This window comes from Shewanella sp. 10B (assembly GCF_023475885.1).
Lineage (GTDB): Bacteria > Pseudomonadota > Gammaproteobacteria > Enterobacterales > Shewanellaceae > Shewanella > Shewanella mangrovisoli.
In genome coordinates, this window is record NZ_JAMDJO010000001.1 from 1260212 (window position 1) to 1282463 (window position 22252).

The 22252-nt window shown below is 46.9% G+C and carries 17 protein-coding genes; 5 read left to right on the forward strand and 12 right to left on the reverse strand.

The window, feature by feature from the left end; translation table 11 throughout:
* The first annotated feature begins 19 nt into the window (after positions 1-19).
* From nrdB to M0415_RS05385, 3 genes are all read left to right on the forward strand, one after another.
* Entirely contained in the window at positions 20-1150 is a 1131-nt protein-coding gene (gene nrdB / locus M0415_RS05375) for a class Ia ribonucleoside-diphosphate reductase subunit beta (RefSeq protein ID WP_088211170.1), read from the forward strand.
* 16 nt (positions 1151-1166) lie between these two features.
* Positions 1167-1577, forward strand: a complete 411-nt coding sequence (gene yfaE, locus M0415_RS05380; protein ID WP_011716962.1) for a class I ribonucleotide reductase maintenance protein YfaE — start codon at positions 1167-1169, stop codon at positions 1575-1577.
* A 187-nt stretch (positions 1578-1764) separates the two neighbouring features.
* On the forward strand, positions 1765-2220 hold the full coding sequence (locus M0415_RS05385) for a nuclear transport factor 2 family protein (RefSeq protein WP_011716961.1): 456 nt from the start codon (positions 1765-1767) through the stop codon (positions 2218-2220).
* 124 nt (positions 2221-2344) lie between these two features.
* On the opposite strand, the gene M0415_RS05390 is transcribed toward M0415_RS05385, so the two are convergent.
* On the reverse strand, positions 2345-4363 hold the full coding sequence (locus M0415_RS05390) for an oxidoreductase (protein ID WP_011716960.1): 2019 nt from the start codon (positions 4361-4363) through the stop codon (positions 2345-2347).
* Positions 4364-4528: 165 nt separating this feature from the next.
* Here M0415_RS05390 and sppA point away from each other — a divergent pair, with 165 nt between their 5' ends.
* Together sppA and ansA are read left to right on the forward strand one after the other, a co-directional pair.
* Complete coding sequence (sppA, locus tag M0415_RS05395; protein WP_249555142.1) at positions 4529-6373, forward strand: signal peptide peptidase SppA; 1845 nt, start codon at positions 4529-4531, stop codon at positions 6371-6373.
* Positions 6374-6483: 110 nt separating this feature from the next.
* On the forward strand, positions 6484-7497 hold the full coding sequence (ansA, locus tag M0415_RS05400; RefSeq protein ID WP_011716958.1) for an asparaginase: 1014 nt from the start codon (positions 6484-6486) through the stop codon (positions 7495-7497).
* Between the two features lie 70 nt (positions 7498-7567).
* Here the strand turns inward: ansA and M0415_RS05405 are convergent, their stop codons facing one another.
* The 11 genes from M0415_RS05405 to M0415_RS05455 form a co-directional block, all read right to left on the reverse strand.
* A complete protein-coding gene (locus M0415_RS05405; protein WP_249555140.1) occupies positions 7568-7849 on the reverse strand; it encodes a YeaC family protein in 282 nt (93 codons plus the stop codon).
* Positions 7846-8163: a hypothetical protein gene (locus tag M0415_RS05410; RefSeq protein ID WP_039977219.1), complete on the reverse strand. Its 318-nt coding sequence runs from the start codon at positions 8161-8163 to the stop codon at positions 7846-7848. Before M0415_RS05410 ends, M0415_RS05405 begins: the two co-directional genes overlap by 4 nt.
* Before the next feature lie 8 nt (positions 8164-8171).
* Positions 8172-9299, reverse strand: a complete 1128-nt coding sequence (locus M0415_RS05415; RefSeq protein ID WP_011716955.1) for a M14 family metallopeptidase — start codon at positions 9297-9299, stop codon at positions 8172-8174.
* A 180-nt stretch (positions 9300-9479) separates the two neighbouring features.
* Positions 9480-10160 carry a response regulator transcription factor SsoR gene (gene ssoR / locus M0415_RS05420; protein ID WP_249555138.1) on the reverse strand — a complete coding sequence of 227 codons (681 nt, stop codon included), beginning with the start codon at positions 10158-10160 and terminating at the stop codon, positions 9480-9482.
* Between the two features lie 197 nt (positions 10161-10357).
* Complete coding sequence (locus M0415_RS05425; protein ID WP_249555136.1) at positions 10358-12919, reverse strand: TonB-dependent receptor plug domain-containing protein; 2562 nt, start codon at positions 12917-12919, stop codon at positions 10358-10360.
* A gap of 966 nt (positions 12920-13885) precedes the next feature.
* On the reverse strand, positions 13886-14890 hold the full coding sequence (gene ruvB, locus M0415_RS05430; protein ID WP_088211177.1) for a Holliday junction branch migration DNA helicase RuvB: 1005 nt from the start codon (positions 14888-14890) through the stop codon (positions 13886-13888).
* Positions 14891-15010: 120 nt separating this feature from the next.
* Complete coding sequence (gene ruvA / locus M0415_RS05435; protein ID WP_011626232.1) at positions 15011-15628, reverse strand: Holliday junction branch migration protein RuvA; 618 nt, start codon at positions 15626-15628, stop codon at positions 15011-15013.
* Positions 15625-16146, reverse strand: coding sequence for a crossover junction endodeoxyribonuclease RuvC (gene ruvC, locus M0415_RS05440; protein ID WP_011716951.1), 522 nt, complete (start codon positions 16144-16146; stop codon positions 15625-15627). Before ruvC ends, ruvA begins: the two co-directional genes overlap by 4 nt.
* A gap of 241 nt (positions 16147-16387) precedes the next feature.
* A complete protein-coding gene (locus M0415_RS05445) occupies positions 16388-17134 on the reverse strand; it encodes a YebC/PmpR family DNA-binding transcriptional regulator (RefSeq protein WP_011622670.1) in 747 nt (248 codons plus the stop codon).
* 216 nt (positions 17135-17350) lie between these two features.
* Complete coding sequence (gene aspS / locus M0415_RS05450) at positions 17351-19126, reverse strand: aspartate--tRNA ligase (protein ID WP_011716950.1); 1776 nt, start codon at positions 19124-19126, stop codon at positions 17351-17353.
* A 184-nt stretch (positions 19127-19310) separates the two neighbouring features.
* Positions 19311-22124 carry a diguanylate cyclase domain-containing protein gene (locus M0415_RS05455; RefSeq protein ID WP_249555135.1) on the reverse strand — a complete coding sequence of 938 codons (2814 nt, stop codon included), beginning with the start codon at positions 22122-22124 and terminating at the stop codon, positions 19311-19313.
* Positions 22125-22252: the final 128 nt, after the last annotated feature.

Consider the following 22252-nt stretch of genomic DNA (forward strand, 5'->3'; position numbering starts at 1 on the left):
TTATTGGAATACTCGTACCATGACCTACTCTACTTTTTGCCAAACACCCAACGATGCCACCCGTGAACCTATGTTCTTCGGACAATCGGTTAACGTCGCTCGTTATGACCAACAAAAATATGAAGTGTTTGAAAAACTGATTGAAAAGCAGTTGTCTTTCTTCTGGCGCCCAGAGGAAGTTGACGTGAGCCGCGATAAAATCGACTACAACTCACTGCCAGATCATGAAAAGCATATTTTTATTTCGAACCTGAAATACCAAACGCTGCTCGACTCTATCCAAGGCCGCTCGCCTAACGTGGCGTTTCTGCCCTTAGTGTCGCTGCCCGAATTAGAGACCTGGATTGAGACTTGGTCTTTCTCCGAGACAATTCACTCGCGCTCATACACGCACATTATTCGCAATATCGTGAACGATCCTTCGGTGATTTTTGACGATATCGTGGTGAATCAAGAGATCCTACGCCGCGCGACTGACATTGCCGAATACTACGATCACTTGATCAAGCTGACACAGGTTTACCACCTGTTAGGCGAAGGTACCCATGTGATCGATGGCGAGCCGATTGAAGTCAACACTCGCACGCTAAAGAAAGCGTTGTACCTGTGTATGATGTCAGTGAACGCCCTCGAAGCGATTCGCTTCTACGTCAGTTTTGCCTGCTCATTCGCATTTGCTGAGCGTAAGCTCATGGAAGGTAACGCGAAAATTATTCGTCTTATCGCCCGTGACGAAGCGCTGCACTTAAACAGCACTCAGCATATCTTAACCATTATGCAGGGCGGCAAAGACGATCCTGAAATGGCTGAGATTGCCGCAGAATGCCAACAGGAAGCGTACAACCTGTTCCTCAAGGCCGCAGAGCAAGAAAAAGAATGGGCAAAATACCTGTTCAAAGACGGTTCGATGATCGGACTCAACGAGCAGATCCTCTGCCAATACGTTGAGTACATCACTAACCAACGGATGAAGTCCGTTAACCTGCCACTGCCTTATGCCGAGCAGTCTAACCCACTACCTTGGATGAAGAACTGGTTAGAGAGTGACGCGGTACAAGTAGCGCCACAGGAAGTCGAAGTGTCATCTTATCTTGTCGGTCAAATCGATTCGGCCGTCGACAGTGACGAATTCCTCGATTTCGATCTCTAACGGGATTTGATTGCTCATGGCTAAATCGAACCTGCTGTTAAACAACCCCTTTGCGAAGGCGCCCATTGTGCGCCTTCAAGGGCAACCTGTGCTGCTGTTTACCGAGCAGCACAATTCGTTGTTGCAAGCACTCGAAGCCAAAAAAGTGACCATTTTCTCTGAGTGCCGCAGTGGTTTTTGCGGCGCTTGCAAGACCCGTATTATTAGCGGCAGCGTCAGCTATTTAACCGAGCCTTTAGCCGAGCTTAATGCCGACGAATGCCTGCCCTGCTGCTGTATTCCTAGCGAAGATTTAGAACTCGATTTATCCCCCGAAGGTGCTGCCGTGGTGACCTATTCTTGCGGTAACAGGCGCGCCCAAACCCCATCGACGCGTAAAACCGCTAATCTAAAAGCCGTGCCACAGCAAGAAGTGATAGAAGACTAATAGAGTCGTCTACAACAAATGGGTATTTTCTTCCCTTATAACGCTTACTGATTAGCAAGACACCATCTTTACGGCTTCCTAAACACTTTATCACTCGCCCTTGTTAGCTTGCCAAAAGTTCATTATGTTATTGCTTTCCACTTACTTTTACTTTGTATTAGGTGGCCCGTTTCTACCAAGGAGAGCTATGGATAAGTTAATCGCAATCAGCTTGCTGCTTGTGTCGATGAGTGCATTTTCGATTGAAGATAACCTCGTTGCCGAGATGAAAGACATGGATAACAAGGTATTTGCTTCATTTAATCACTGTGCCGATGAGCAACAACTCAAGCTGCACGAAAGTTACTTTGCAGAGAAGGTCGAGTTTTACCATGACAATGGTGGTGTGACTTGGGATCGCCAATCAATGATCAACAACACTAAAAACTATGCCTGCGGCAAATACACCCGCTCACTGGTTGAAGAAAGCTTTCAAGCCTATCCCATCAAAGACTTTGGCGCGATAACTGAAGGCATTCATAAATTTTGCAGTCTAGAAACTGGCAGTTGTGATGGCAAAGCCAAATTTTTAATGCTCTGGCAACGCACCAATGGCCAGTGGCAAGTCACGCGGGTCGTCAGTTATGGGCATTTACCCAACTAAGCAAATGTCCCACTCATGCAGATAGGCTCTTATCTTCATATCAATCAACAAAAAAGCCTGAGTCAAAATCAACAAAAAAGCCTGAGTTAAACTCAGGCTTTTTATTGGTGAAATAGCTTAACAACTACAGTCGCATCGCAAGCTCTGCGCCTTGACGAATGGCGCGTTTTGCATCGAGCTCGGCGGCCACATCGACACCGCCAATCAAATGCACAGGAATCCCCGTTGCTTTCATCTCATCGACTAAGGTGCGGTTAGATTCTTGTCCGGCACAGAGGATCACATTATCCACGGCCAACACTTCGGTTTGCTCGCCAACACGGATATGCAGACCCGCATTGTCAAACTTGTCATAGTTAACGCCGGTTTTCATCTTCACATCGTGCTGTTTTAACACTAAACGGTGGATCCAGCCGGTGGTTTTACCTAAGCCTTGGCCCATCTTAGAAGTCTTGCGTTGCAGCAAGTAGACTTGTCTATGGTCGCTATTATCGACTTCAGGCTCGGCTAAACCACCCGCATGCTGATATTGTTTGTCTATGCCCCACTGCTTTAACCATTTTTCAGGATTGAGGGTGCTCGACTCTGATTCGCAGAGGTAATGCGCCATATCAAATCCAATGCCGCCGGCACCAATCAGGGCCACTTTGTTGCCAATAGTGGCTTGGCCCGTCAGCACCTGTTGATAATCCACCACTTTGGGGCTATCAAAACCTGGCAAACTTAACTCGCGCGGGACCACGCCCGAGGCGATAACGATTTCATCAAAGGTTTCGGTTTCAAGCACCTTAGCATCCAAACGGGTATTTAAGCGCAAATCGATTTTATGGAGCTTGATTTGATTAAGGAAATAACGAATCGTCTCGTTAAACTCTTCTTTTCCTGGGATTTTACGTGCCAGATTAAACTGCCCACCCACCTCGGATTTTGCTTCAAAAAGCACGACCTCATGGCCACGCATGGCCGCATACACCGAAAATGCCATCCCCGCAGGGCCCGCGCCCATCACTGCGATACGCTTCTTGTTATTGGTGGGTAAAAAGTTAATTTCGGTCTCATAACAGGCGCGAGGGTTGACCAAGCAAGTGGCACGTTTGAGTGAGAATGTATGATCCAAACAGGCCTGATTACAGCCAATACAGGTATTGATAAGCTCTGGCGTGTTGGCCGCCGCTTTATTAACAAATTCAGGATCGGCCAAAAACGGCCGTGCCATAGACACCATATCCGCTTGACCAGAGGCGATGATTTGCTCGCCAATCTCAGGCGTATTGATACGGTTTGTGGCAATCAAGGGGACTGAAACCGACTTTTTAAGTTTTTCAGTCACCCAAGCAAAGGCACCGCGCGGCACACTGGTCGCAATGGTTGGCACACGGGCCTCATGCCAGCCGATCCCTGTATTGATAATCGACACCCCCACATGCTCGAGCCACTTGGCCAATTGCACTACTTCGTCCCAGGTGGAGCCGTTGTCGACTAAGTCGAGCATGGATAAGCGGAAGATAATAATAAAATCTTTGCCTACTTTGGCGCGAATGGCATTCACAATCTCTATCGGAAATTGCGCACGTTTTTCAAAACTGCCGCCCCATTCATCGGTGCGGGTATTGGTGCGCGAACTGATAAATTGGTTGATCAAATAGCCTTCAGAGCCCATCACTTCTACGCCATCGTATCCCGCTCTTTTCGCTAAGGCGGCAGAACTGGCGTAATCCTTAATGGTGGCGCGTACTTGACGGCTCGACATGGCCGAAGGCGTAAAGGGAGTGATAGGCGACTTGATTCTACTCGGTGCCTGTGAAAAAGGATGGTAACCATAACGCCCCGCATGCAGAATTTGCATACAGATTTTACCGCCAGCCTCGTGCACCGCTTGAGTCACGATGCGGTGTTTACCCACTTGCCATGGGAAACTCAGCTGACACGCATGGGGAGTCAAACGACCACGTAGGTTGGGTGAGATACCGCCGGTGACAATTAAACCGACGCCGCCTAACGCGCGCTCTTTATAAAACGCTGCCAGTTTCTCAAATCCGCCCTTTTCTTCTTCTAAACCCGTGTGCATGGAGCCCATTAACACACGATTTTTGAGCTGGGTGAATCCCAGATCTAAGGGTTCTAATAAATGGGGAAACGACATTCAAACATCCTTTTTAAACAAGTGATTTAAATGAGCATACCTTGAGTCAAATGTAAGCTCAACTGTTGCTAGAGGGTTAAAAGTTAAAATCCTTTACAATTGTGTTTAGCCAGTGAGGGGATTTTCAGTTAGCATTGGCACATTCGATAAGCAAAGGAGTGGCTAATGTCCGCTAACCCATCGTTTTTCAAGAGAATATGTTTATTTATATGGAATACCCTCAACGGGATCCGTAAATTCATACTCAACCTGATTTTTTTTGGCTTCCTCGCCATAATCCTCATTACCATTGGTAGCAGTGAAGATATTCAGGTCGAAGATAACTCAGCATTGGTGCTTAATCTGGCGGGCTCGATTGTCGATCAAAAACAGCAGGTCGACCCGATTGAAGCCGCACTTAAGCAAGGCAATAACGGCAGCAGCGATGGCGAAATCCTGCTGGCGGATATTATCTATGTGATTGATAACGCGACGCACGATAACAGGATCAGCACCATAGTCTTAGACTTAGCCGAGCTGAAACGCGCAGGGATCAGTAAATTGCAATCGATTGGCGATGCCCTAAATCGTTTTAAAGAAAGCGGTAAAAAGGTGGTGGCAATTGGAAACTATTACGAGCAAAACCAATACTTTCTTGCAAGCTTTGCCGATACCATTTACCTCAATCCACAAGGCAGTGTTTCTCTCGATGGCTTGAGTATGTATAACCAATACTTCAAGTCCGCCCTCGAGAAGCTCAAGATAAAGGCACACATTTTCCGCGTCGGCACCTTTAAATCGGCAGTAGAACCCTACATGCGTGACGATATGTCGGATGCCGCCAGAGAGGCAAGCAGCGCGTTACTCGCCGATGTTTGGCAGAGTTATACTCAAACCGTGGCAGAAAATCGCCAAATTGATGCCAATACCTTAGTGCTCGACTCGGCAAGCTACCTCGCGCAACTCGATAAGGCCGAAGGCGACTCTGCCACTATGGCCATCAATATGAAATGGGTCGATACCCTAGCGACCGATGAAGAGTTCCGTAAAGTCATGCTAGATAGCGTGGGTAAAGAGAAGTCGGGTGACAGCTTTAAGCAAGTCAGCTTTTACGACTATTTAACCCTAGTGACGCCTTTGCCAAGCTTTGTTGAGCAAGACAGTGTCGGCATTATCGTTGCCAGCGGCACCATTTTAAATGGCAGCCAACCCGCCGGCCAAATCGGTGGCGATAGCACCGCTGAGCTGTTACGCAAGGCACGATTTGATAAACATATCAAAGCGCTGGTGCTTAGAGTCGACAGCCCTGGCGGCAGCGCCTTTGCCTCAGAGCAGATCCGCCAAGAATTACTCGCCCTCAAAGCGGCGGGTAAACCTGTGGTAGTGAGTATGGGCAGCCTTGCGGCGTCCGGTGGCTATTGGATTTCGGCCAGCGCCGATTATATCTTCGCAACCCCAACCACGCTGACAGGCTCTATCGGGATCTTCGGGATGATCACCACTTTCGAAGATTCACTCGCCAGCTTAGGCATCCATACCGATGGTGTATCGACCTCCGAATGGGCGGGATTGTCTGTGACTCGCACCCTTTCGCCACAAATTGAATCGGTTATCCAGCGCCATATCGAGCGTGGCTACTTAGACTTTATCTCACTGGTCGCTAAGGAACGTAAAATGACCTTGGAACAAGTGGATAGCATCGCCCAAGGCCGTGTGTGGAGTGGTAAAAAAGCCCTAGAGTTAGGTTTAGTGGACGAGCTTGGCGATATCGACCAAGCCGTTGCCAAAGCCGCTAAATTGGCAGATTTAAGCCTATTCGATACCCGCGTAATTGAACAAGAGCTCACGCCTGAGCAACGTTTTGTGCAGCAAATGTTTGCCTCTGTGTCGGCTTATTTACCCGCGTCACTCAGCCATTCAACACTGCTTGAGCAAATGCTTGCTCAATGGACTGGCAGCTTAAAGACCATCGCGGCTTTTAACGATCCTAACCATGTGTATGTGTATTGTGACAGCTGTGCGATAAACTAACGCAGACTCAAGATGAAAGACACAAAAGCCCGATACCTCGGGCTTTTTTATTGGGTTTATGCCTGCAAAATCGTATAATTAGCTCACTTGCAGCTAAGATAACGACAAGAATGACTAAACGCTCCATTTACGTCGCCTATACGGGCGGCACCATAGGCATGCAAAAAACCGCGAATGGCTTTGCACCCGTGGCAGGCTTTTTGACCCAATGCGTCCAATCCATGCCCGAGTTTTACCATGATGAAATGCCTGAGTTTGTGATCCACGAGTACTGCCCGCTCATCGACTCATCAAACATGGCACCGACCGACTGGCAAATGATCGCCGATGATATCAAGGCCAATTACGACAAGTACGATGGCTTTGTGATCCTCCACGGCACAGATACCATGGCCTATACCGCATCGGCCTTATCCTTTATGCTTCAAGGCCTGTCAAAGCCTGTTATCGTCACCGGCTCACAAATTCCTTTGGCACAGCTGAGATCCGACGGTCAAACCAACCTGCTCAACTCTTTGTATATCGCCGCCAATTATCCGGTGGCTGAAGTGTGTTTATTCTTTAATAACAAACTGTTCCGTGGCAATCGCTCTACCAAAGCCCATGCCGATGGCTTCGATGCCTTTGCCTCGCCTAACTTCCCCTTACTGCTTGAAGCGGGGATTAAAATTAATCTGCGTGCAGGTAAAATTGCCACGCCAAGCGATAAGCCGTTAGAAGTGGCTAATATCAGCCCACAGCCCGTCGGTGTAGTGACTCTCTACCCTGGTATTTCGACGCAGATTTTTGAGAATATTCTGCAGCAACCCGTGAAGGCACTGATTTTACTGACCTTTGGCGTGGGCAATGCACCGCAGGATGCGGCATTACTCGATACCCTAAAGCAAGCGGATGAACGTGGAATTGTGTTAGTGAACCTAACTCAGTGTTTCCAAGGCAAAGTGAATATGGGCGGTTACGCTACGGGCAATGCCCTCGCCAAAGCGGGGGTGATCAGTGGTGCAGACATGACCATTGAAGCCGCACTGGCTAAGTTGCATTATCTGCTATCGAAAAACTTAAAGCCGAGCGAAATTAAAACAGCCATGTTGCAAAACTTGGTTGGTGAGCTCAGCCCCGACTAAACATTGAAACGTTACGCATGAAAAAGCCCACATTAGTGGGCTTTTTGTTGTTTAAGCATTAACTCTACAATTAGAGTTCGTCAGCTTTAAACTCGGCAATCGACTCGCCACGGAATTGTTTCTTCAACTCCGCCTTCGACAGCTCATTTAACTTGCCACCAGCCGCTATGGTGAAATGCTCAGTTTGATCTAAGCGGCGCGCCTGATAGAGCATCACCACTTGAAGAGTCGATTCACGCTGGGCTTCGGTTAATACTGTGCCATCTTCCCATTTGCCTAATTCAGCGGCGCTACGCAGCCTTTCATAGACTTCTTCGGGCATTTGGTCGATTACTTGAATAATGTCGGTCATACACTCTTTCGCTTATGTAATACGATTCTAACACGGGTAATTAAATAGCCCACAAAACCAAAGACAAAACAGATGGCGCCAATGGTCGCGCGCAAGCCTTCGGCGGGCTCTCCGCCCCAAAACCAAATCACCACCCCCGCAATAAACAGCGTCATGGCCACAAAGCTTTGGTTCATTAAGCTGCTGGATTTTTGGATATGACTGATCCGTGCGAGCGAGCTATTGTCACCATTGGTTTTTGCCTCACAATGCGGGCAAGCTGGTGCTTTGCTCGACATCCGTTTACGGCAGATTGGACATTCGATTAATGCCATAGTCGCACCTATCTTAACTTATCAACCACGGCGAGCATGGCAATCAATGACGCTTCGCCTAAATAAATGCTGCGCTCTGGCGACCAACCCACAAACGGATCCTGCAGGTTGTTATTGTCTTTAAAAGGCATTTCTAAGGTGTTCGACAAGCAATCAAAGGTTTGCGCCACCCAATTAGAGGCCACGGTCAAGTTGGCTTGACCAGGCTCATCTTTAGCGTAACCAAACTCGGTTTGGAAATCGGCACTGGCCAAGGTTAATGCCTGACTAAAATCAGCTTGTAGCTGTGCCAATCGCTCATTGTAAGCGGGAACTCCTTCACAACCCGCGAGGAATACATAGGGCAGGCCTTCATCACCATGGACATCGTAAAATAAATCTACGCCCGTTTGCTGCATTTTATGCACTACATGGTAGACCTCTGGGCTTCTTTCTAAGCTCGGGGTTTGCCATTCTCGGTTAAGGTTAACCCCAATCGCATTGGTACGCAGATGGCCTCTTACGCTGCCATCCGGGTTCATGTTAGGCACTATGTAGAAGTTCGCTTTATCGAGCAGCGCTTTTGCCGTTGGACAATCATTATCCAGCAGACGATTCACTAAGCCTTCGACTAACCATTCCGCCATGGTTTCACCGGGATGTTGTCTTGCGGTGATCCAAATATTGCGTTTATCAGGATTACCATCGCCGACTTTCATCAGGGTGATATCGCGGCCATCTAAGGTCAGACCTAAATGCTCAAGATTAACATCGGGATGCAATTGTGCGTTGCTGAGCAGATCTAAATGACGCTCGTAGCTGTAGGGCGCAAAATAAGCGATTTGAATCGCATCACAATCAAGCGCTAACTGAATGCTCAGTTTGCCATCGATATATTGGGTTGGCACACGGAACCAATGCTGGCGATCGTAACTGGCGACTGCATGGTAATCTTGCCAGCCCTTAGGATAGGAAGCGGTGCCCGCATTGATGATATTTAAGGTGTATTGATTACCCACCTCACCTTCGAACCGGAAGTTGAACCATTGATAAAACTCACCGCCCGCATCGGGACGGATTGCCAGTTGAATATCGTCTTTATTATCAAGATTAATGACTTGAATATTTCCGCCATCAAAATTGGCACTGATCCGCATAATGATTCCTACTTGGTTATTCATGTGAGGGTAATGATGCTGAATACGCATCTACTATAATGCCCGTTAGAATAAACCAAATCCGTATCAGGGGAAAATGAAAGCGACTAAAATTGCCTAAGAAGCCAGCAGTCGCGCTGTAATTCATCAGTGCCTAGTTTGTTAACCTCTCACAACACATCAAGCGGAAAAACTGTATCCTTGACCACGGACCGTATTGATTAATGTCCGCGGCAAACGGGTATTCGCCAGCTTGCGCCTTGTATTACTGATATGCATATCCAAGTTACGATCGAAACGGCCTAAGTCCTTCTGCAATACTGACTTTTGCAGTTCTTGCTTAGTGATCACTTGCCCCTTACGCTCGAACAAATATTTAAACAACCTAAACTCGGTTTGGGTGAGTTCCACTGCATTTTTGCCAATAGTGATCCTATAGGCAGCTTCATCGAATTTGACCGGCTGGATTGTCGCCTGCTCGATTGCCATTGGCTCTATGGCGCGCGGGATTAATCGCCGCTCTAAGGCATGCAAACGCACCAATAACTCTTTAATGCTAAAGGGTTTCGTTAAGAAATCATCCGCACCAAGCTCGTAGCTTCGGATCCTGTCAGCCTCATTATCACGGGCAGATAACATCATGATAGGCGTCATACAGTCCCTCGCCTCTAATAGTGAGAAACCATCCATTTGCGGCATCACCAGATCGAGCATAATAATATCGGGCACAAAGCTGCGAATACGTTTGAGCCCTTCAACGCCGTTTACGGCACATTCAACTTCATGTCCCTGTGCTTTAAGCGCTTCAGTTAACCAAACTCTGAATAATGGATCATCATCGACTAACAGTATTTTACTCATCCCTAAACACCAAACGAGAATCAATATCATTTATGTTACCATAACTTAAAATATGTCTCTAGCATTAGAAGATGATTAAAAATCAGTATTCGCTTAATTGTGATCAAGTTGGCAGCGATAGATAACGGCTTGTAACCTTTTGCACCAAAACAAAAAAGCGCCCGAAGGCGCTTTTTAAAGGTTGGTTCTATTTTAGATTAGAACTTAACTGTTACACCACCGTAAATAGTACGGCCGATAGTGTCGTAAACTTCTGGAACAGTACCAGCATCACTGCCGTTAGTTACGTAAAGAGGTTTCTCATCAGTAAAGTTCTTCACACCTAAACTAACAGTTGTGCTGTCATTTACATGGTAAGTACCAGAAATGTTGTGATACAGAATTGAATCTACACCTCTTACTGCAACGAATGGGTTATCGTTCGCATCATAGTCAGTGTAAACATCATCCATTGATCTGATATAACGGTTGAAGTACATCACGCTCCAATCATCTTGACCTGCAGAGATGCTGAAGTTGTTACGTACGCGGGCATAAGCTCCCGTATTACCATCGATTGTGCCAGTATAGTTTTCACCATCCTGTTCGAACTTAATCAAGTAAGTAGTATCGTTACTCACTTTCCAATCTAAACCAAGTAGCTCAAAGTTATAAGCTAAGTTGAAGTCAACACCGCTGGTGTCCTGTGAGCCTACGTTAGTCAGTGCACTTGTTAAGTTGAATAAGTCACCATCAGCTGTGATATTGAATGTGCTACAAGCTTCTGTATCACCACCATGACACGCGTCTAAACCAACTTGCACGTCTGCACGAGCAATTGCATCAGTGACTTTGAAGCGCCAGTAGTCAAGGGTAATTGACATGCCATCAATATAGCTTGGCGAATATACTAAGCCTGCAGTGTAAGATTCTGACTCTTCAGGTTTCAAATCTGGATCAGATGTACGGTTAACTAAAATCTGTCCAGTTTGATCACTCATAGGTAACCAAGGATTAGTTAAATAATCAAATGAACCTGAGTTACCGCCATATAGCTCAGCAACGCTAGGAGCACGGAAACCGGTAGCAGCTACAGTGCGAACCATCAGCTCATCTGTTGCAGTGTAGGTTAAACCAATTTTCCAAGTAGTCGCTTTACCGAAAGTAGAGTAATCGTCTAAGCGTAGTGCAAATTCACCCGTTAGTTTTTCCGTAAATGGCACGCTCACTTCTTGGAAGATAGAAATAACGTTGTAGTTGCCACTTGTAGGATCTTGTTGAGCGGCAGTACTGTCACCTGCAACAACAATTGCATCTGGATTGTAGAAACCACTTTCACGACGGTATTCAGCACCAATAGCGAAACCCACGGCTCCAGCACTCAGATCGAATAATTCACCGTTTAAGCCTGCAGATAATGTTTGCTGCTCATTACCACCCGTCTCTTGCTGATCATAAGAAACATCCTTCATCTCATCAGTCAAAGGAGAACCTTCAAACCAAGCATATGGGTCAGCATAGATTGAATTAGCCATCAATGTTGCGTTAATAGAGTTAGCAACACCTGTCTTAGCTTCGTTCTTACCAAATGTGTAATCCACATTCCAATTCATACCCGTATGAACGTCTAAAGAACCTGCTAAACCAGCTGATAAACGCCAAGTATCAGTATCTTGGTTATAAATACGCGGGCCAACATCCTTCATACGTCTGTTGTATTGCACTTGTCCACGGGCATCAGCTTCAATACCAGCATCAATCATGCCTTGGTCAAGGGTTAGACATCCTGCTGTAGGATCGGTAACTCTTGGATCACCGCACACATTCAATTTGATTTGAGCTGGCTGTGCTGCAAGCTGTTGGTTAGAACGGCGATTGGTATAAATAGCATCCGCAGTCAGAACAACATCATTGCCTAACTCTTGCGTCATATTGGCAAATAAGCTACGGCGCTCACTTGGTGTTTGGAAATAGACATCATTTGAGTAGTCATAAGTCGAAGTTCTTTTAACCCAATTACCGTTGGCATCGATAACTTTTTGATTCAATGCACCTGTTGGAATAATTGAACTGGTATTATCCAATGGATCATACCAATCACGGTCACCTTGAACTACACCACGACGATCTGAGTAAGCCGCACCAAAGGTGTAGTTACCACCATCGGTGTTAAAGCCATATAATGCACTTACATCACCGTTTTCACCGTCTCCTTTATCGGTACCACTGCCGTTGAAGTCTAATTGAAAACCTTCAAAATCTTTCTTGGTGATGATGTTCACTACACCGGCAATCGCATCAGAACCGTATACCGCTGAAGCACCGTCTTTCAGGATTTCAACGCGAGCGATCATAGCAACTGGGATAGAGTTTAAATCCACAGCACTGTCAGCACCTGAACCAGAGTTCACCATGCGACGGCCGTTTAATAGTACGAGAGTACGTTGCGAGCCCATACCACGTAAGTCCACTTGTGCAACACCGTCTGCACCGTTGTTGGTAGTAGAACCAACCGCAGCACCCGCCATAGAGGTTTGAACTTGCAACATTTGGTCTACAGAGGTAAAGCCTTCGGCTTTAATTGCAGCAGCATCAATAACGGTAACAGGAGAAGCTGTTTCCATATCTTGACGTTGAATACGTGAACCCGTGACTTCAATACGTTCTACTTTTGCAGTCTCTTCAGCTGCAAATGCGCTTGATGCTACAAAGGTACCAGCAGCAATTGAGCTAACGACAGCTAAATTAATAGCCGACGCAACTTTGGTTCTTTTGATCATGAATGAATGCTCCCTAGATCTTACTATTATTTTTATGCTTACAGCTTGTACAACTAATGCTGTACGACTGTTGCGCTTGATACTGAGGATTCACTTTCATTCAGTCAATGTTCATTTTTTTAACCTTGAACATCATTTTGTTCTGTATTTTTATCAATATTGTAAATCGATTGTTTTATTTAAATCTTGAATGCTATTTCAATCCTATTGTTAGCATTAAAAACCATATATAACGATAATTTGCAGTGACAAAAACTGTTAAAAAAATAACATTAAGAAAACATATGATTACCTCAAAAATGTGATGCATGTCACAATTCTTTGAGAGAAGACTATCTGATGCACAGAATAATATGTCGATTAATTATGAAAAAATATGCATATTGGTAATCATTGCAACAGAAAGAATCGTGTAGATATCATGGGTTTCACATTGCACATTGATACAAAATGAATAACTTGTGATTTTTATGCACCGCAAGTGTGCAATAAACACAAATGCAACAATTCATTGTCGATTATAATATCAAGCTTAAGTTCTAGGTGTTTTAGAGTGGGATAAGGGCTAAAAAAGTGAACATAAGAAGAACCATTACAATGTAAAAGCATTATGAGAATGCTTATTTTGCAAACAACACAAATGCCATTTCGAGCGGTTTAAACTCAACATATAAATACATTTGTTTTATCATTGTTAATTAACTGGATTAAATATTATTTACAAACCAAAATAAGAGCATTATTTAGCCGAATAAATTTAAATAAAAACAGTATTCAAGTGACGAACCTGCTCCACAGCCCATTTAATTAAGTCGTTATTCATTAAATAATATTCATCTAAAGATTTAGATGTGGATAGTTCTAGCGGCAAAATTATCTGGTGACAAAAAGCAGCAATAACAAAATCGGTAAAACAAAAAAGCGGCCAAGGCCGCTTTTTGTTAACAAGGTCATCCTTCTTGGATGTTACTCAGGTTTTATCATGCCAAAATGCAGATAGGCTCTGGTTGTGGCAATGCGACCGCGTGGCGTTCGTTGGATAAAGCCTTGTTGGATAAGGAAAGGCTCCAATACATCTTCGATGGTTTCACGCTCCTCACCAATAGCTGCGGCGAGGTTATCAAGCCCCACAGGCCCCCCCATAAACTTATCGATAATGGCAAGCAGCAGTTTTCGATCCATGTAATCGAAACCTTCACCATCGACATCGAGCAAATCAAGCGCTTGCTCCGCGACTTTTTGCGTCACAGCACCGTCGTGTTTTACTTCCGCATAATCCCGCACTCGGCGCAGTAAACGGTTGGCGATCCTCGGTGTTCCCCGCGAACGTTTGGCAATTTCGGTGGCCCCTTCAGCATCAATGGCCAATCCCATCACCTGTGCCGAGCGGGTCACAATGGTGCTTAAATCTTTGACATTATAAAACTCAAGTCGCAGTGGAATGCCAAAACGCGCCCTTAGCGGAGAGGTTAACGCCCCTGCCCGCGTGGTCGCGCCCACTAAGGTAAAAGGCGGTAGGTCCAACTTAATTGAACGTGCAGCAGGCCCCTCGCCGATCATAATATCCAGCTGATAGTCTTCCATCGCAGGATACAGAATTTCTTCGACGACAGGACTTAAGCGATGAATTTCATCGATAAAAAGCACATCCCCCGCCTCAAGATTGGTGAGTAGTGCCGCCAAATCCCCGGCTTTCTCAAGCACAGGCCCCGACGTCGATTTAATATTTACGCCCATTTCATTAGCCACGATCATGGCTAAGGTGGTTTTACCTAACCCTGGCGGGCCATAGATCAACATATGATCTAAAGCCTCTTCGCGATTTTTAGCCGCTTGAATAAACACTTTTAATTGGGCACGCGTATCATCCTGCCCAGTATATTCATCGAGCAATTTAGGGCGCATTGCCCTGTCGATAACATCATCTTGACCTTGCAGCTGCGGCTGGATCAGTCTATCTGCTTCAATCATTTACCTATTCCTGTTACCGCATCGGCATACGGCACTTGCTATTTTGGTGCAATTGCTACCTAACTGGCTGCAAAAATCGCGTACCGCAATATAACACCAGCCTTGATAAAAACCATGCCATTAGAGCATCGATTTTAACGCGGCCTTAATCAAGGTCTCACTGTCCATGCCTTCTTTATAGGCGGCGGAAACGGCTTTACTCGCCTGTGGTGGTTTATAGCCGAGGGAGATCAAGGCTGAAATCGCATCCTCTTCGGCACTGTTGACCGTAGGAGCCGGTGAGTAGTTGGATTGCAGCACAAACTCACGCTCAGAGCCTACGGATGCCTCCATCAAGCTCTTCAATTTATCACGCATCTCAACCAATAAACGTTCGGCGGTCTTTTTACCGACACCGGGTAATTTCACCAGCGTCACGATATCATCACGCTCGACGCAACCGACAAACTCGCTGGCGGTCATGCCAGAAAGAATGGTTAACGCCAGTTTAGGACCCACGCCGTTAGCCTTGATAAGCAAACGAAACAGTGAGCGCTCTTGTTTAGTGATAAAGCCATAAAGCAGCTGGGCATCTTCACGCACCACAAAATGGGTATACACTGTGGTCGGTTGATTGACCTCGGGGAGTTCATAAAAGCTGGTGAGCGGCATCTGTAACTCGTAACCCACACCATTAACATCAATCAACACCTCTGGCGCTTGCTTTTCAATTAACACGCCACGTAAACGACCTATCATCTGTACCGTCCATATGTTCTTGTTGTCGCTCGGCCGCTTAAAGCGACCAAACTTTGATTGGTGTGATAATGACATACCGCAACGCCGAGCGCATCCGCGGCATCGGCCTGTGGCGCCGCGGGCAGCTTAAGCAATTGCTGGATCATATGTTGAACCTGTTCTTTCTTGGCTCGCCCCGTTCCGACCACCGCATTCTTAATTTGGGTAGCACTGTATTCGGCAACGGGTAAGTTGGCTACTGTCGCTGCCACGATAGCCGCACCACGGGCTTGGCCCAATTTCAAGGCCGAGTCGGCATTCTTGGCGAGAAACACCCGCTCAATCGCAAATTCATCGGGTTGGTATTGGCGAATAATTTCACTGATCCCATCAAAGATTTGCTTGAGTCTTAATGGTAAATCCTCGCCCGAGGTGCGAATGCAGCCGCTGCCCAAATAAAGTTGCTGTCGCCCTAGGCATTGGATAACGCCGTAACCTGTGATCCGAGAACCAGGGTCAACCCCTAAAATAATCGCCATGCTATCCCTAATGTCTGTGCTCGACTTTATTCAACCTAGATAACGGCGGTTGTAAGCCGAGCAACAGCACAAAAAACATCAATAAATCAAAGGTAAATTTAAGGTGACCCTATAAGCAAGATGCGGTGTCTAAACGCTGGTTCAAAGCTCAGTGTTAAACGCTTGCTCTATGTAAGAACCAAGCTCTGTCGAGCTCAGTTCCGGCCACCTACTCAGATAAAAATCAAATTTCAGCTTGGGTTTACCCTAAACTTTCCATAATCTCATCGGAGATTTCGGCATTATGATACACCTCTTGCACATCATCGTGCTCTTCGAGGGTATCGATAAGACGCATAAACTTCTCCGCCGTCTCGGCATCTAACTCCGCTTTGGTCGAGGCTATCATCGCGATTTCGGCGTTATCACTGACAAATCCCGCCGCATCGAGGGCATCTTTCACCCCATAAAACTCGGTCGGTTCGGTAAATACGTCAATTGCACCATCATCGTAACTCACCACATCTTCGGCGCCCGCTTCTAGCGCCGCGTCCATCAGGGCGTCTTCATCAGTACCCGGCGCATAGGACAACACGCCGCGCTTAGTGAACAAATAGGCAACCGAACCATCGGTCCCTAAATTCCCACCCGATTTACTAAAGGCATTACGCACGCCGCTCACGGTACGGTTACGGTTATCTGTCATGGTCTCGACCATCACAGCGGTGCCGCCAGGGCCATAGCCTTCGTAAATAATGGTTTCGAGTTGCTGACCTTCAAGCTCACCGGCGCCACGTTTAATTGCGCGCTCAATGGTGTCGCGGGTCATGTTGCCGCCAAGCGCTTTATCGATAGCGATACGCAGACGCGGGTTTGAATCGGGATCCGAGCCACCTTCACGGGCTGAAACCGTTAACTCGCGGATAAATTTGGTAAAGAGTTTACCGCGTTTGGCATCTTGCGCTGCTTTGCGGTGTTTAATGTTGGCCCACTTACTATGACCTGCCATGGGAGTTCTCCTCTACACATAGCCATTGCACATCTTATCAATAGCCTAAGGTAACCTTGACGGCGCCTCTTGTGAGGTTCCAACAGCCAATGTTCCTTTACACAAAGATTGACGGCAAATTCAGTGACGTCGATAACGCAGATATTGATAAGAAATGAAATGACGGGGTAAAAATAGACCGAGGCTTGCGCCTCGGTACTCGATAATCACTAAAGATTAGTCTTCAGTCTTCGCGGCTTTCACCACGGAAATACCTAGTTCAGCTAATTGTTGTGGGTTAGCAAAACCTGGGGCATTGGTTAACGGACACGCCGCTGTGGTGGTTTTCGGGAAAGCCATCACATCACGGATTGAGCTTGCGCCCGTCATCAGCATGATAATACGGTCTAAACCGAATGCCAGACCCGCATGTGGTGGCGTACCGTAGCGCAGCGCTTCGAGTAAGAAGCCGAATTTCTCTTTCGCTTCTTCATCGGTAATGCCAAGAATACGGAATACCGCAGATTGCATCTCTTGGTTGTGAATACGAACTGAACCACCACCTAATTCACAGCCGTTTAATACCATGTCGTAGGCATCTGACACACGGTTAGCCGGATTGGCTTCCAGCTCTTGTGGTGTCACGCCACGTGGCGCAGTAAACGGATGGTGAACCGCGTGGAAGCTGCCGTTGATCTTCTCAAACATTGGGAAGTCAACCACCCACAGTGGACGCCATTGACCTTCGAGCAGATTAAAGTCTTCACCGGCTTTAAGACGCAGTGCGCCCATAGATTCAGCAACCACAGTCGCGTTATCGGCACCAAACAGGATGATATCGCCCGTTTGTGCGCCAGTACGGCTGATGATTTCGTTCACAATGCCTTCGTTCAAGAACTTCAGCACAGGTGATTGAATGCCTTCTAACCCTTGAGTCAGGTCGTTTAGCTTCATCCAAGCTAAACCTTTAGCACCGTAAATACCGACAAACTTAGTGTAATCATCGATTTGCTTACGGGATAAGCTCGCACCACCTGGAATACGCAGCGCCGCAACACGGCCTTCTTCGTCATTAGCTGGGCCTGAGAATACCGCAAACTCCACTTCTTTGAGCAAGTCAGCCACGTCAACCAGTTCTAATGGGTTACGTAAATCTGGCTTATCTGAACCGAAACGACGCATGGCTTCGTTATAGGTCATACGTGGGAATTCGCCTAAATCGACGTTCAGCATCTCAAGGAACAGACCACGCATCATCTCTTCGGTCTTAGCCATCACCTGCTCAGACGTCATAAATGAGGTTTCGATATCGATTTGAGTAAATTCTGGCTGACGGTCAGCACGTAAATCTTCGTCACGGAAGCATTTTACGATTTGATAGTAACGGTCAAAGCCTGACATCATCAGCAACTGCTTAAACAGCTGTGGTGATTGTGGCAGCGCGAAGAATTGACCTTTGTAAGTGCGGCTTGGCACTAAATAGTCACGGGCACCTTCTGGCGTCGCCTTGGTCAGAATAGGCGTTTCGATATCTAAGAAGCCGTTTGAGTCGAGGAAACGACGCACGGCACTGGTCACTTTCGCGCGGAACATTAAGCGCTGCGCCATTTCTGGGCGACGTAAATCTAAATAACGGTACTTTAGACGCTGCTCTTCACTGTTGTTTTGATAGTTATCTAAGCTCAGCGGCAGCGGCTCAGAACTGTTGATGATCGTCAGTTCTTTACCTAATACTTCAATTTCGCCGGTCTTCATTTGCGCGTTGACTTGGCTATCAGGACGGGCACGAACCACGCCTTTTACCTGCACACAAAACTCGGCGCGCAGCGTACTGGCCACATTGAACACCTCAGGTAAATCTGGATCGTAAACCACTTGGACCAGACCTTCTCTGTCTCTTAAATCTAAAAAGACCACGCCACCCAAATCACGGCTACGATTAACCCAACCTACCAAGGTAACTTCTTGTCCAACGTGAGACTTATTGACGTCTCCACAATAATGACTGCGCATCTAACTCTATCCTTTATCCGGAAACCGGTGCTTTGGAAATAATCAAAACGAGATAAAAGCGGCATTATAGTCAAATAATGCCGATTACCAAAGTACTTCACTTTTAGGCGGTGAAGTATCAAACAGTTTTACGCCCTTGACTAGAGGCGAACGCACTATCTGCGTATAAGCGTTCAAAAAATCATCAAGCTAGGCGGTAGCAACGGCCACCCGCCGTTTTGGCTTGATACATCAGTTGGTCGGCTTTCTTCATTAACTCGATGGCCGTATCGCCATCGCGGGGATAAATGACCACGCCAATACTGATAGCCACCTCAACAGTCACCCCTTCTATGCTAAACGGTGACGATAACGAGTGCAGAATATTATCAGCAACTTGGGTCGCGGCATCGAGATCTTGCACACGATTTAGCAGGATCACAAACTCATCGCCGCCGAATCTTGCCACTGTATCAGAATTGCGAATGGCTTTGGTCAATAATCCCGCCACTTTTAATAGCAGTGCATCCCCCACAGGATGACCATATTGATCGTTAATTTGCTTAAAGCCATCTAAATCGATAAACAACAAGGCGAAATGGCTATGATCCCGCCGATGGGCAAGTAAGGCCTGTGACAATCTATCATCCAACAGTGCCCTATTAGGCAACTGGGTTAAGGCATCGTGGCTTGCAACATGCTGCAAACGCTTTTCAGCGGCAATTCGGCGAGTAATCTCAAGGTTTAAACGACGATTAACGACTAAAACCGCCACCATCACGCCAGATAACACTAACGCCCCGAGCAATAAATAACGGATCCATTGCAGATATTGGCTGTTATCCGTCGTTAAAGAAAAACTCACCCAATGGGAATAGATTTGTTGCTGCGTATGTTGATCGATTTGCCCCAATACGCGATTGATTAAGGGAACCAACGGTGCATACTGCGGATTAAGTCCGAAGTGGCTGTGCTGATCGGCTAAGTCACTGAGGAGTGACATTTTCAGCAACGGATATTGACCCGTTTTTAGCTCAGAGGCCAGCGTCACGACTTTATCGATAAACACATCTGCATGGCCATCGTTGACCGCCGAGAGTCCCGACTGGGTATCAGGCACCAGCACCAGTTTGAGCGAAGGCTGCAATGCCATCAGTTGCGCCACCAGATGGTAGCCCTCCACCACTGCAACCCTTTGTCCCGCCAATTGCGCCAGATTAAATACCGAGACTTGCTCAAGCTGCGACACTAAACCCCACGGCGATGGCCAGTAGGGTTCGCTAAAGGTTAAAAATTGCTGGCGCTCGGCGGTTTGAGCAATACTGCCCGCCAGTGCAATCTCGCCTGAACGCAAGGCGCCGATCAACGAATGCCAATCGTCAAAGGCGACGGGCTGAATATTAATCCGCAGTTGCTCGGCTAGCAGCTGGCTGACATCGCTATTAATCCCCGCAAACTGGCCTTGCTCATCGCTAAACTCCATTGGCGGCCACTGTTTCAAGTAACCGAGTTTAAGTTCACCGAGTTGCGAGAGGTAATCTTGCTCACTGCTTGAGAGTTGAACGCCGTGTAATCCCTTCTGGTTAAAAATGCGATCCTTAGGATTAAGCATCCATTTCTGCTCTACCTCGGCAAATTCCTGCATGCTAATACTGCGAAAACCATTAGTAATGCGCTGGGTTAAGCCGGGATCGTCACTGCGGGTCAGTACATACACATCGGTCGGAAACTCAAGCTCAGGATATTGATGAAATTCGGACCAAGCCTTATTTTGCAATAAATAGTGGGAAGTCCATGCACCCGCGGCAACAAAGCCTGCGATCTCGCCCGAGCGCGCACCCGCGACCATGCTGTCCATATTTTCGTAATAACGCAGCGTGACATCGGGCAGCGCTTTACGCAGCGCAACGAGATAAGGCGCTGTCGGCACAACACCGATACGTTTGCCTTTTAAACTCTGTAAATCGGTCAGTTGTTGCTGATATAAAAACAACCGACTCTTCACCGTATAGAGTTGCCATGCGCGGGTTAAGCCAGTTTTCAATTCGTCACTTTCAGGGTAACCAATATGCGCATCGGCTAAACCTTGGCGCACATCATTGACACTGGCATTCATGTCGCCCGAGATAAAATCCACATTAATGCCGGTCTTCGCCGACCATAGTTGCCAGAGATCCACATAAAATCCATGGGGCAAGCCATCGACGCCTAAATCGACAAAGGGCTCAACGCCTAGCTGCATCGCCACCACAAGACCCGCTTTTTGCCCGTGATAGCCTAACCAGCGGCGCTCGGTTTGTTGCACAAAACGTGCATCGAGTGAATGAAAGCCCTGATTAATCTTCTCGACTAAAGCTTGATTGCCTTTCATCACCGCGGGGACAAACTGCATGGCCTTGATTGGAATACGCGCACTGATGGGAAAACTGCCCGCAATCGCTTGGCTTGATGCGGGATCGCGTAGATAGCCATCGAGTCCAGCAAAGACGACCGTTTCGCCCGCTGCAACCCCCGCCAGCAATTTTTCACGGCTTTCATAATATTTGAAGACTAAATTCGGCTCGATACGGCGAAGCTCAGCCTCATGGGATGAGCCACTCACAATCCCGATTTGGTAAGGAATAAGTTCCTTAATGGACTTTTTACCCTGCAAAGATTTATGCAGGTAAAGATAGGTACTGACATCGGCGATAGGCTCTGCAAAATCAAACAACTGCTCACGTTCGGATGTCTGTCCCATACCGATATGCACTTGGGCTTTGCCCTGCTGCAACTGCTGCAATGACTCATTCCAGTGGCGCGCCACAAACACTAATGGTGTATTGGTACGCTTGCCCCATTCCTTCCACAGATCCACTAATAAACCCGTGGCTTCGCCGTCGTTGTCGACAAACTGATAGGGAAAGCTGTCTTCCCCCATCACCACAATCAGTGACTCAGTCTGTCCTTGACTGGCGTTAACTGTGTTACTGGTGAGTATGCAACACAGGATCACGATAAGCTGGAGCACTAACTTCAACTGGGGTCCCTAGTACTTGATGTACAATGTAAATACTTTGTTATTGATGCATATTAGACAGAAATTTCAGGCAAATTACTAGCCGAGACTTGCTGCTAGTCAACGGGATTCGTTAAAATGCATGGCTG

What these genes read in the sequence shown, in the direction of transcription:
- nrdB (WP_088211170.1), top strand. Translation starts at nt 20, where the DNA reads ATGACCTACTCTACTTTTTGCCAAACACCCAACGATGCCACCCGTGAA.
- yfaE (WP_011716962.1), top strand. Translation starts at nt 1,167, where the DNA reads ATGGCTAAATCGAACCTGCTGTTAAACAACCCCTTTGCGAAGGCGCCC.
- M0415_RS05385 (WP_011716961.1), top strand. Translation starts at nt 1,765, where the DNA reads ATGGATAAGTTAATCGCAATCAGCTTGCTGCTTGTGTCGATGAGTGCA.
- M0415_RS05390 (WP_011716960.1), bottom strand. Translation starts at nt 4,363, where the DNA reads ATGTCGTTTCCCCATTTATTAGAACCCTTAGATCTGGGATTCACCCAG.
- sppA (WP_249555142.1), top strand. Translation starts at nt 4,529, where the DNA reads ATGTCCGCTAACCCATCGTTTTTCAAGAGAATATGTTTATTTATATGG.
- ansA (WP_011716958.1), top strand. Translation starts at nt 6,484, where the DNA reads ATGACTAAACGCTCCATTTACGTCGCCTATACGGGCGGCACCATAGGC.
- M0415_RS05405 (WP_249555140.1), bottom strand. Translation starts at nt 7,849, where the DNA reads ATGACCGACATTATTCAAGTAATCGACCAAATGCCCGAAGAAGTCTAT.
- M0415_RS05410 (WP_039977219.1), bottom strand. Translation starts at nt 8,163, where the DNA reads ATGGCATTAATCGAATGTCCAATCTGCCGTAAACGGATGTCGAGCAAA.
- M0415_RS05415 (WP_011716955.1), bottom strand. Translation starts at nt 9,299, where the DNA reads ATGCGGATCAGTGCCAATTTTGATGGCGGAAATATTCAAGTCATTAAT.
- ssoR (WP_249555138.1), bottom strand. Translation starts at nt 10,160, where the DNA reads ATGAGTAAAATACTGTTAGTCGATGATGATCCATTATTCAGAGTTTGG.
- M0415_RS05425 (WP_249555136.1), bottom strand. Translation starts at nt 12,919, where the DNA reads ATGATCAAAAGAACCAAAGTTGCGTCGGCTATTAATTTAGCTGTCGTT.
- ruvB (WP_088211177.1), bottom strand. Translation starts at nt 14,890, where the DNA reads ATGATTGAAGCAGATAGACTGATCCAGCCGCAGCTGCAAGGTCAAGAT.
- ruvA (WP_011626232.1), bottom strand. Translation starts at nt 15,628, where the DNA reads ATGATAGGTCGTTTACGTGGCGTGTTAATTGAAAAGCAAGCGCCAGAG.
- ruvC (WP_011716951.1), bottom strand. Translation starts at nt 16,146, where the DNA reads ATGGCGATTATTTTAGGGGTTGACCCTGGTTCTCGGATCACAGGTTAC.
- M0415_RS05445 (WP_011622670.1), bottom strand. Translation starts at nt 17,134, where the DNA reads ATGGCAGGTCATAGTAAGTGGGCCAACATTAAACACCGCAAAGCAGCG.
- aspS (WP_011716950.1), bottom strand. Translation starts at nt 19,126, where the DNA reads ATGCGCAGTCATTATTGTGGAGACGTCAATAAGTCTCACGTTGGACAA.